The following is a 9,137-nucleotide window of genomic DNA, read 5'->3' as shown; positions in this document are numbered from 1 at the left end:
TCAGGCGGCGGCCCGTTGCGCCAGTTCGACATGGGCCGCGGCATATTGCTGGCGGACGATGTCGTTGAAGGAGAGGGTGGGATTGGCTTCGGCCAACATGCCGATCTTCATCCAATATTCCGCCTGCGCATTGATGGAGCGGCACATCGGCGCGCTGGCGCGGCGGGCTTGTTCGTGGAGGTCGTCGGCGATTTTTACGATGCCCATGGAGTGTCCTGATATATGGAATGGATATGGATCGTATATGGTTCATATGGTTGGGGGTCAAGGTGGGGGCGTTGAGCCCCCTCTTCCAACTTCGCCTAGGCGGCTGCGCCGCTGAGGCTTCGTATCCTTCTCCCCGTGGGGGAGAAGGTTTTGCGGGCCAATGTCTGGGGATCGGATCGGGCGGGGTGGTTGGCGATGGGGTAGGGGCATCGGATCGACAGGAGGATTTGATGCGGGTTGCGGTTTTGACGTTTGATGGGTTCAATGAGCTGGACAGTTTCGTGGCGCTGGCGTTGCTGAACCGGGTCAAGGGGTGGCGGGCGGAGATTTGTGCGCCGGATGCCATGGTCACGTCGTTGAACGGGGTCGAGGTGCGGACGCAGCAGCCGCTGGAATGGGCGGCGGAGGCGGATGTGGTGCTGGTCGGCAGCGGGGCGCGGCGGTTGGAGGTGGCCAATGATGCGGCGTTGATGGCGCGCATCCGGCTGGACCCGGCGCGGCAATTGATCGGGTCGCAATGTTCGGGCGCGCTGATATTGGGGGCGCTGGGGCTGGTCGGTGACATGCCGGTCTGCACCGACCGGACGAGCCAGCCGATGGCGATCGCGGCGGGGCTGCGCGTGCTGGAGGCGCCGTTCGTGGCGCGCGGCAATGTGGCGAGCGCGGGCGGATGCATGGCGGCGCATTATCTGGCGGCCTGGGCGATCGCGCGCGGGGCGGGGGTTGAGGCAGCGCGCAGCGTGATCGACTATGTCGCGCCGGTGGGCGAAAAGGCGGAGACGGTGGCGCGGGTGATGGCGGTGATCGCGCCGTTCGTGACGGATGTTTCCCAGGCGGCATGAGGGTTGCGATCTGCTACTGATCTGTCATGGTTCGGCCCAGTGAGTCGAACCAAAGGAGCCGTTTGCATGATTATCCACGGGTCGCGGCCATCGCCCTTTGTGCGCAAGGTGATCGCCTTTGCCGCCGAGAAGGGCATCGAGGTCGAGGTGCAGGCGGCCGGGTTCGGGCGCGGGGGCGAGGGCTATCTGAACGGGTCGCCCTTCGGCAAGATTCCGGCGTTGGAGGATGGTGACTTTCTGCTGTGCGATTCGACCGCGATCATAACCTATATGGATGCATTGCGCCCCGGCGCGGAGATGATCCCGGCCGAACCCAAGGCGCGGGCGCGGACGATATGGTATGAGGAATTTGGCGATACGGTGGCGCAGCCGGTGGGGGTTAAGATCTTCTTCAACCGGGCGGTGGCCAGACGGTTGAAGCGCGAGCCGGACCTGGCGGCGGCGGACAAGGCGGAGGCCGAGGAGTTGCCGGGACTCTATGACTATCTGGAGGGTGTGTTGCCCGACGCTTCGGACGGGAAGGGGGGCTGGCTGGTGGACGATCGCTTCACGCTGGCGGACCTGGCGGCGGGCTGTCCGTTGATCAATATCGGCTATGTGTCAGACGCGCTGGATGCGGCGCGCTGGCCCAAGGTGGTGGCGTGGCTGAGCCAAGTCAAGGCGCGGCCGAGCGTGGCGGCGGCGATGGCACTGGAAGCGCCGATGATCGCGGCGATGCTGGAGAAATAACCTATCTGGAACATTATACTTGACATCGTCACGCTGTTCTGGCACGTATCGGCATAGTGGAAAAATGTGAGTCGCGGATGACGCGGCGAACCAAGGGCTGATCTGGGTGGGTCGGCCCTTTTTGCGTTGCGGGGGCTGGGATGGCGGACGGTGCGGGGGTGGAATTGCGGCCGGGGCGGCAGGCGGTGGCGGACGGCACGCGCGCGCAACAGCGCAAGGCCCGCAAGGACAGCTGGACCAGGGCGCAGGAAAGGGAATTTCTGGAGGTGCTGGCGACCACCTGCAACGTCAGCGAGGCGGCGCGGGTGGCGGGCGTGCGGCGCGCGGGTGCCTATGAACGGCGGCAGCGCGACGCGCGCTTTGCCGCCGACTGGGACCGGGCGATCGACATCGGCTATGCCGAGATCGAGGCGATGCTGATGCGCGAAGTGTTGTTCGGCAGCGAGAGCGAGGAGATCGTGCTGGACGGCGAAGGGGCGGTGAAGAGCCGCAAGGTCAAGCGTACGCGCGACCTGAAACTGGCGCTGCAACTGCTGATCCGGCATCGTGACAAGGTGGCGGCCTATCGCGCGGCGGCGGGGGTGCAGCGGCCCGACAGCCCCGACGCGGTGGCGCGCCTGCGCCGCGCGATGGACGAGATCGCGCGCAAGCGGGCGGCGACGGGGACGTGAGGGGGGGGGCCGCGATGCCGTGTCAGGCGGGTTCGGCGGCGATCAGCGCGCCGATCTGGTCGAGCAGGGCGAGGCGCTGCTTCTTGAGATCCTCCAGCCGTTCGTCCGATGCGGGGGCGGTGCCGTCCTCAATCGGCGTGATTTCGCCGAGCAGGGCGTGATAGCGATCCGCCAGCGTGCGGAAATGCGCGTCGTTGAGCTTGAGGTCGTGCAGCCGGTCGGTGGCTTGCGGGAAGAGGCTGTGCAGATCCTGGCCATGTTCGCTCATGCGTCGTCTCCTGATGGGGATGGTTGGCGCGATTATGGGCCGGGGCGGCAGGGTGGTCGTTAGGTAGTTGTCCGGGGTGGGGCGTTCCGAAAAAGAAGGAAGGAAGACCCTCACCCAACCTTCAAACGAGTCACGTGCCTCGTTTGAACCCGCGAAGGGCGGGAGAGGGCTTTAAGGGAAGGGGGTTAGCGGGGCTTTATTTCCAGCGATGGGTCGACCAGCGCGGCGGTCGTTGGCTTGGGCGGGGTTGTCCACATTCTAGCCCTCTCCCGCTTTCGCGGGAGAGGGTTGGGTGAGGGTCTTTCTTACTGTATAGCGGAACCCGATGTATCCGGTCCGTCGCCAGATCAGCCCGCATGCGAGCCGCCTTCGCCGCGATATGACCGATGTCGAACGCGTGGTCTGGGGCGCCTTGCGCAACCGTCAACTTGAAGGCTTCAAATTTCGAAGACAGGCGACCGTTGGGCCGTTTGTCGTGGATTTTCTTTGCGTTGAAGCGGCGCTGGTCATCGAACTCGATGGCGGTCAGCATAGCGACGAGGCTGATCGGGCGCGGACCGAATTTCTGGAAGGGCGCGGGTTGCGCGTCATGCGGTTTTGGAACAGCGACGTGGTGGACAATTTCGATGGCGTGATTGAGGCCATTCGTATGGCGCTTTTGCAGAAGAAGAAGACCCTCACCCAACCCTCTCCCGCGAAGAGCGGGAGAGGGCTTTAGATGAAGGGGTAAGACGGCTTTACAGTCCGGCAACAGGCGATAGGGTGGCCCGCATGAAAATCCTGTCCTTGCTCGTTGCTGCTTCGGCGCTTTCCACTCCTGCCATCGCCCAGACCCAGGCGCCTGATCCGGCGCGGCTCAAGGCTACCGTCGAGAAATTGGTGAGTTTCGGGACGCGGCATACTTTGTCGTCGGCGAGCGACCCCAAGCGGGGGATTGGGGCGGCGCGGGCTTGGGCGGCGAAGGAGTTTGCGGCGATCGGCAAGACGTGCGGCGGGTGTTTGAAGGTTGAGAGCGTGTCGGAGCGCTTTACCGGGCCGCGGGTGCCCGATGGCGCGGATGTGGTGGATGTGCTGGCGATCCAGACCGGGACGGGTGATCCCAATCAGGTGGTGATCATCGCGGCGCATATCGACAGCCGGGTCAGCGATGTGATGGACTTTACCAGCGATGCGCCGGGCGCGAACGATAATGGGTCGGGCAGCGCGCTGGTGATGGAAGCGGCGCGGGTGCTTGCCGGAGAAAAGTTTGACGGGACGATCGTTTATGCCTTGCTGTCGGGCGAGGAGCAGGGCTTGCTGGGCGGCAAGTTGCTGGCGAACACCGCCAAGGCGCGGGGCTGGCAGGTGCGGGCGATGCTGAACAACGATATTGTCGGCAACACGACCGGGCAGAATGGCCGGATCGTTTCTGACCGGGTGCGGGTGTTTTCCGAAGGGATACGGTCGGCCGAGGGCGCCAAGGCGGGAATGACGCGGCGCGGGATTGGCGGCGAGGATGATGGGCCCTCGCGCGCGCTGGCCAAGGCGATCGATGACATTGCCGAGGCCAATCCGCAGATCGGGCTGGACGTGTTCGCGGTGCGGCGGCCCGATCGTTTCGGGCGGGGTGGCGATCATACGCCGCTGCTGGAGGCGGGCTATCCGGCGGTGCGCTTTTCGGTGGGGATCGAAAATTATGACCGGCAGCATCAGGATCTGCGCGTCGAGGCTGGCCGCGACTATGGCGATACCGTCAAGGGGATGGACTTTCCCTATCTGGCCAAGGTGACGGCGCTCAATGTCGCGGCGTTGCGGACGCTGGCGAACGCGCCGGCTGCGCCTGCGGTCGTGTCGCTCGATGGCGCGCTGTCGATGGATACGCGGGTATTCTGGGACGCGGTGCCGGGGGCGAGCGCTTACAAGGTCTATTGGCGGCGGGCCGATGCGCAGGACTGGGCGGACAGCCGGATCGTGACCGGGGCGACCGAAACGGTGCTGAAGGATGTGGTGGTCGATGATCATTTCATCGGCGTGGCGGCGATCGGCAAGGATGGCGCGGCGAGCATCGTGACGTTCGGGGGCATGGCCCCGCGCAAATAGGGGCGGTGTCGCCGCCCCGATAAGGGGAGGGCGATGCAGAGTTCGCATATCGAATGGCTGGCCGAGCGGCCGGGCGAGCGCGACCGGCTGTTGCGGTCGCTGGGGCCGGTGGCGAGCGAGGCGCTGGCGCATGATTGGGGTGCGGTGGCGCGGCCGGGGCAGGTAGCACCGCCGGGCGACTGGCGCATCTGGCTGATGATGGCCGGGCGCGGCTTTGGCAAGACGCGGGCCGGGGCGGAATGGGTGCGCGGGATTGCCGAGGCTGATCCGGGCGCGCGGATCGCGCTGGTGGGCGCGACGCTGGGCGAGGCGCGGCGCGTGATGGTGGAGGGGGCGTCGGGGCTGCTGGCGATTGCGCCCTGGTGGTGTCGGCCGGTCTTTGCGCCTGCGCTGCGCAAGCTGATCTGGCCCAATGGCGCGGTGGCGACCTTGTTCGGGGCGGCGGAGCCGGAGAGTTTACGCGGGCCGCAGTTCAGCCATGGCTGGGCCGATGAGATCGCCAAATGGCCCTTTGCGGAGAGCGCCTGGGATAATCTGATGATGACGATGCGGCTGGGCAGTGCGCCGCGGGTGATGGCGACAACGACGCCGCGGCCGGTGGCGCTGGTGCGGCGGCTGGTGGCGGATGGCGATGTCGTCGTCACGCGCGGGCGGACGGTCGAGAATAAAGCGAACCTGGCCGATGGCTTCATCGCGGCGATGACGCGCAGCTATGGCGGCACGCGGCTGGGGCGGCAGGAGCTGGACGGCGAATTGATCGAGGAGGTGGCGGGGGCGCTATGGTCGCGCGACCTGATCGAGCGGTGCCGGGTGGCGCATGTGCCGGGCGGCGCTGGGGATGCGGCGGCGCTGACGCGGGTGGTGGTGGCGGTCGATCCGCCCGCGTCCGCGCATGGCGATGCGTGCGGGATCGTGGTGGTGGGGCTCGGCCGCGACGGGCGCGGTTATGTGATCGCGGATGCCAGTGTCGAGGGTTGCTCGCCCGAAGTCTGGGCGCGCGCGGTGGCGGCGGCGGCGCTGGTGCATGGCGCGGACAAGGTGGTGGCCGAGGCGAATAATGGCGGCGCGATGGTGACCAGCGTGCTGCGCGCGGCGGAGGAGGCGCTGCCGGTGCGGCTGGTCCATGCGAGCCGGGGCAAGGTGGCGCGGGCCGAGCCGGTGGCGGCTTTGTACGAAGCCGGGCGTGTGGCGCATCGCGGGGCTTTCCCGGAGTTGGAGGATGAGATGTGCGGGCTGGTGCTGGGCGGCGGCTATGAGGGGCCGGGGCGATCGCCCGATCGCGCCGATGCGTTGGTGTGGGCATTGAGCGAGTTGATGCTGGGACGGCAGGGGGTGGCGCAGGTGCGGGGGTTGTAGACGCGGAACTTGCGGCGGCGCTTGATCGTTTCGGCTGCATGATATCAAGCATTTACGGAGTGACGCGCATGAAGACGGTCAAGATTTTGGGTGCGCTGGTGGCAGTGACGTTGGTTGCGTCGCCGGTGCTGGCGGCGTCGCTAAGCAGCAAGGAGCGGGCGCGGGTGGCGCGGGCTGCGCCGCGTGATCGCGACGATGTGCGCTATTGCCTGCTGCAGGGCAAGAAGGGCCGCGACAAGGGCACGGTGATCGGCGCGGCTGGTGGCGCTGGCGTCGGGTTGCTGGCGGGCGGCGGGGTTGGCGAGACGCTGCTGGGTGCGGGCGCGGGTGCGCTGGCCGGGCGCGTGATCGGCAAGAGCGAGGGGACGGATTCGACCTGTGACCGGGTGTTGGCGCGGAATAGGTAAATTGAGCGGGGTGTACCCTTGACCCATTCGTTTCGAGCGAAGTCGAGAAACCTGTGCGCAGGTTTCTCGACTTCGCTCGAAACGAACGGCGGTTGGGGGGTAAATGAAAGCCATCCTGGTTTGACGTGAGGGGGGAAGCCCCTCTCCCAGTTTCGGTAGGCGGCTTCGCCACCAACCTTCACTAGCCCTCTCCCCGTTGGGGTGAGGGTTTTTTGCGTTTTGGGGGACATATCCATGAAATTTTTTGGGATGAAGGCGGCGGCATCTGCGGATGTCCGGCCGGTGTTGGCGCGCGCCTGGGGGACCGGGGCGGTGGCTTTGGGGGAGTGGCCTGCGAGCTATGAGGCGCAGGTGCGTAGCGGGGTGATGGGCAATGCGGTGGCGCAGCGGGCGATGCGGCTGGTGTCCGAGGGGGCGGGCGCCTGTCCGTTGAAGGTTGGCGGGGTTGAGGACGCGGCGCGGGTGTTGGCGCTGGTCGGCCGGGCGTCGGCGGGGCAGGGGTTGGTGGAGACGCTGGCCTGTCATTTGTTGTTGCACGGCAATGCCTATGTGCAGCTGATGGTGGGGGCGGATGGGATGCCCGCCGAGCTGTTCGCGCTGCGGCCCGAACGGGTGTCGGTGGAGGCGGATGCGCGGGGGTGGCCTGCGGCTTATCTGTACCGTGTAGGGGAGAGCGTGACGCGGCTGTCGCCCGAAGATGGCGCGGGGCGGCCGAGCGTGTTGCACTTGAAGGCGCTGCATCCGCTGGACGACCATTATGGGCTGGGGTGCGTCGGCGCGGCGGCGGGGCCGGTGGCGATCCACAATGCGGCCAGCGTCTGGAACAAGGCGCTGCTCGACAATGCGGCGCGGCCGAGCGGGGCGATGGTGTACGAACCGGGCGATGGATCGGTGCTGTCGCCCGACCAGTTCGAGCGGGTCAAGCGCGAGATGGAGGTCGCCTTTGCGGGCGCGGCCAATGCCGGGCGGCCGATGCTGCTGGAAGGCGGTTTGCGCTGGCAGGCGATGAGCCTGACGCCCGCCGAGATGGATTTCGTCGGGTTGAAGGCGGCGGCGGCGCGGGAGATTGCGCTGGCCTTCGGCGTGCCGCCGATGCTGATGGGGCTGCCCGGCGACAATAGTTACGCCAATTATCGCGAGGCGAACAAGGCGCTGTGGCGGCAGACGATCTTGCCGCTGGTCGCGAAGATCGGCGCGGGATTGGGCCAGGGGTTGGCCGGATGGTGGCCGGGGCTGCGGATCGACGCGGATCTGGATGGCGTGGCGGCGCTGAGCGATGAGCGCGCGGCGTTGTGGGACCGGGTGGCGGCGGCGGATTTTCTGACGGGCGAGGAGAAGCGGGCGATGTTGGGAATCGCTTAGCGGTCGCAGGTGCGCGCCTGGTCATTCCAACGGCCGCCGCTGTCGAGGCAGCTATCGATGGCGAACCAGTCTGCACGCCATATCCATAGCGCGCTGATGGCGAGGGCTAGAAGGATGAGGGCGGCGCGCATGCGATGTCATTAGCATGCGTGTCGGCAGAAGGGCAGGGCTTCGACAAGCTCAGCCCGAACGGAACCAGGGAGGGCGGGCGTCGAGCCCCCTCTCCCGCTGCGACTAGCCAGCACGCTGGCAAGTCTCGCTGCCCTCTCCCCGTTGGGGAGAGGGGGTTAAGAGGAGGACAGGATGACGGCGGATGCGGAGATGCTGGCGCGGTTGGTGGCGCAGGCGCAGGGGGTGCCGGGCGCGGTGGACATGGTGATGATCCGCGCGCTGGTGGAGGAGGCGAGCGAGCTGGGCGCGGGGCGGGCGCTGGAGCGGCTAGGGCTGGCCGACCGGCGGGCCGAGGGCGATGTGCGCGAATTGCGCGAACTGCTGCGCGCCTGGCGCGACGCGAAGAAGGCGGCGCGCGGGGCGGTGATCGGCTGGGCGGTGCGGATCGGGCTGGCGCTGCTGCTGCTGGGGATGGCGGTGAAGATGGGGTTGTTGGGGTTGGTGCGGGCGTAGCTTTGGCCGATATTCATGCCAGGGCGGCCTGCAAATGGCACTTTTCTGCGCTTCCGGTGCTCACGTGCTTTAAGCACGCTGCGCGCCGGTTCTCGAAACGCACCATTTTCGGCTCCCCCTGACCTGAATCTCGACCAAAGCTGTACCGTGAAGCGAACGGAGATTGGGTATGAAAGGGGACGTGCGCTTTGCGGGCTATGCGGCGATTTTCGATCGGGTGGATCGGGGCGGTGATGTGGTGCGGGCGGGCGCGTTTGGTGGCGCTGTGGCGGCGGGCGTGCCGTTGCTGTGGCAGCATGGGCCGGGCAGTGTGATCGGGACTGTCGAGCGGCTGGCGGAGGATGCGCGCGGGCTGCGCGTGATCGGGCGGGTGTCGGTGCGGACGGCAGCGGGGCGCGAGGCGGCGGCGGCGCTGCGGGCGGGCGCGATCGATGGGCTGTCGTTCGGATATCGGGTGAAGGCGGCGCGAGGCGGTGGAGCCGGTTTAGGGCCGCGCGAATTGCTGGCGCTGGATCTGGTGGAGGTGAGTTTGGTGAGCCATCCGATGCAGGAGGGCGCGCGGGTGATTAGGGTGGAGGGGGGCTGAAACGTC

General features: G+C 67.0%; 13 protein-coding genes. 10 read left to right on the top strand and 3 right to left on the bottom strand.

Annotated elements, in window-relative coordinates; translation table 11 throughout:
- Nucleotides 1-207: a ParD-like family protein gene (locus tag OVY48_RS22400; protein WP_313924513.1), complete on the bottom strand. Its 207-nt coding sequence runs from the start codon at nucleotides 205-207 to the stop codon at nucleotides 1-3.
- 230 nt (nucleotides 208-437) lie between these two features.
- Here OVY48_RS22400 and OVY48_RS22395 point away from each other — a divergent pair, with 230 nt between their 5' ends.
- The 3 genes from OVY48_RS22395 to OVY48_RS22385 all read left to right on the top strand — a co-directional run bounded on the left by OVY48_RS22395 (nucleotide 438) and on the right by OVY48_RS22385 (nucleotide 2,449).
- Nucleotides 438-1,049 carry a DJ-1/PfpI family protein gene (locus OVY48_RS22395; RefSeq protein ID WP_313924512.1) on the top strand — a complete coding sequence of 204 codons (612 nt, stop codon included), beginning with the start codon at nucleotides 438-440 and terminating at the stop codon, nucleotides 1,047-1,049.
- Nucleotides 1,050-1,115: 66 nt separating this feature from the next.
- Nucleotides 1,116-1,778, top strand: coding sequence for a glutathione S-transferase family protein (locus OVY48_RS22390; RefSeq protein WP_313924511.1), 663 nt, complete (start codon nucleotides 1,116-1,118; stop codon nucleotides 1,776-1,778).
- A 140-nt stretch (nucleotides 1,779-1,918) separates the two neighbouring features.
- Nucleotides 1,919-2,449, top strand: a complete 531-nt coding sequence (locus tag OVY48_RS22385) for a hypothetical protein (RefSeq protein ID WP_313924510.1) — start codon at nucleotides 1,919-1,921, stop codon at nucleotides 2,447-2,449.
- Nucleotides 2,450-2,471: 22 nt separating this feature from the next.
- Here OVY48_RS22385 and OVY48_RS22380 read toward each other — a convergent pair whose 3' ends face one another.
- Nucleotides 2,472-2,717 (bottom strand): DUF465 domain-containing protein, encoded by a 246-nt coding sequence (locus OVY48_RS22380; RefSeq protein ID WP_313924509.1) that lies wholly within the window; start codon nucleotides 2,715-2,717, stop codon nucleotides 2,472-2,474.
- Nucleotides 2,718-3,042: 325 nt separating this feature from the next.
- Between OVY48_RS22380 and OVY48_RS22375 the strand changes: the two genes are divergently transcribed.
- The 5 genes from OVY48_RS22375 to OVY48_RS22355 all read left to right on the top strand — a co-directional run bounded on the left by OVY48_RS22375 (nucleotide 3,043) and on the right by OVY48_RS22355 (nucleotide 7,921).
- Entirely contained in the window at nucleotides 3,043-3,435 is a 393-nt protein-coding gene (locus OVY48_RS22375; RefSeq protein WP_313924508.1) for an endonuclease domain-containing protein, read from the top strand.
- 53 nt (nucleotides 3,436-3,488) lie between these two features.
- On the top strand, nucleotides 3,489-4,796 hold the full coding sequence (locus OVY48_RS22370) for a M28 family peptidase (protein ID WP_313924507.1): 1,308 nt from the start codon (nucleotides 3,489-3,491) through the stop codon (nucleotides 4,794-4,796).
- 33 nt (nucleotides 4,797-4,829) lie between these two features.
- On the top strand, nucleotides 4,830-6,152 hold the full coding sequence (locus tag OVY48_RS22365) for a terminase large subunit domain-containing protein (protein ID WP_313924506.1): 1,323 nt from the start codon (nucleotides 4,830-4,832) through the stop codon (nucleotides 6,150-6,152).
- Nucleotides 6,153-6,220: 68 nt separating this feature from the next.
- On the top strand, nucleotides 6,221-6,559 hold the full coding sequence (locus tag OVY48_RS22360) for a hypothetical protein (protein ID WP_313924505.1): 339 nt from the start codon (nucleotides 6,221-6,223) through the stop codon (nucleotides 6,557-6,559).
- Nucleotides 6,560-6,793: 234 nt separating this feature from the next.
- The gene (locus OVY48_RS22355) at nucleotides 6,794-7,921 is read left to right on the top strand and encodes a phage portal protein (protein ID WP_313924504.1); all 1,128 of its coding nucleotides are present in this window, start codon (nucleotides 6,794-6,796) and stop codon (nucleotides 7,919-7,921) included.
- On the opposite strand, the gene OVY48_RS22350 is transcribed toward OVY48_RS22355, so the two are convergent.
- The gene (locus OVY48_RS22350) at nucleotides 7,918-8,052 is read right to left on the bottom strand and encodes a hypothetical protein (RefSeq protein WP_313924503.1); all 135 of its coding nucleotides are present in this window, start codon (nucleotides 8,050-8,052) and stop codon (nucleotides 7,918-7,920) included. The two genes, OVY48_RS22355 and OVY48_RS22350, sit on opposite strands and share 4 nt — an antisense overlap.
- Before the next feature lie 172 nt (nucleotides 8,053-8,224).
- Here OVY48_RS22350 and OVY48_RS22345 point away from each other — a divergent pair, with 172 nt between their 5' ends.
- Together OVY48_RS22345 and OVY48_RS22340 are read left to right on the top strand one after the other, a co-directional pair.
- Nucleotides 8,225-8,545 (top strand): DUF6127 family protein, encoded by a 321-nt coding sequence (locus tag OVY48_RS22345; RefSeq protein ID WP_313924502.1) that lies wholly within the window; start codon nucleotides 8,225-8,227, stop codon nucleotides 8,543-8,545.
- Between the two features lie 169 nt (nucleotides 8,546-8,714).
- Nucleotides 8,715-9,131, top strand: coding sequence for an HK97 family phage prohead protease (locus OVY48_RS22340; RefSeq protein ID WP_313924501.1), 417 nt, complete (start codon nucleotides 8,715-8,717; stop codon nucleotides 9,129-9,131).
- Nucleotides 9,132-9,137: the final 6 nt, after the last annotated feature.

The organism is Sphingobium sp. SA2, from assembly GCF_032227065.1.
In the GTDB taxonomy this organism is placed as follows: domain Bacteria; phylum Pseudomonadota; class Alphaproteobacteria; order Sphingomonadales; family Sphingomonadaceae; genus Sphingobium.
Note: the sequence above shows the minus strand (reverse complement) of the source record. Positions and strands in the feature narration are given on the sequence as shown.